General features: G+C 83.1%; 1 protein-coding gene. It reads left to right on the forward strand.

Going from position 1 to position 664, the window contains the following annotated elements:
* On the forward strand, positions 1 to 664 hold a 664-nt coding region (locus GTR00_RS22160), incomplete at both ends, for a phosphatase PAP2 family protein (RefSeq protein ID WP_166613627.1).

Raw genomic sequence — 664 nt, forward strand, 5'->3', positions numbered from 1 at the left:
CCGCCCCCGCCCCGCCCCGGCGCGGCACCGGGCGCCGCGGCACCGGCGCCCTCGCCGCCGCCGCGCTGCTGCACGCCGCCGCCCTGGCCGTCCTCTACGCCGTCTGCGTGCGCACCGCGCGCGGGCAGGCCGCCGAGGACGCCGTGCACGAGGCGGCGCTGCGCTCCACCGACGCCGGGCTGCCCGCCGCCGGGGAGCGGCTGCTCCAGCTCGCCGGGCACCTGGAGCCCGTGCACCTGCTCGCCGGCGCCGGGCTCGTCGCCCTCGCCGGGCTGGCCTCGCGCTCCCCCGCGCGCGCCGGCCTCGGCCTCGGCGTCGCCGCCGCGACCCTGGGCGCCACCGAGGTCCTCAAGCTCGTCCTGCTGCAGCGCCCCGACCTCCTCGGCGCGGCGAGCAGCGGCAACAGCCTGCCCAGCGGCCACACCGCCGGCGTGCTCGGCGTGTGCCTGGGCCTGCTCGTGGCCGCCCCCCGCTCCTGGCGGTGGGTGCTGGCCCCCGCCGGGGCGCTGGCCTCCGGGGCGATGGGCGCCATGGTCGTCGCCGAGGGCTGGCACCGCGTCAGCGACCCGCTGGCCTCCGCGCTCGTGGGCTCCGCCGCCTTCGCCCTGGCCCGGGCCCTGGCCCCGGCCCTGGAGCGCCGGCGCGGGCGCCGGCGCTCCAGGGC

This window comes from Kineococcus indalonis, from assembly GCF_009906395.1.
Classification (GTDB): Bacteria; Actinomycetota; Actinomycetes; order Actinomycetales; family Kineococcaceae; genus Kineococcus; species Kineococcus indalonis.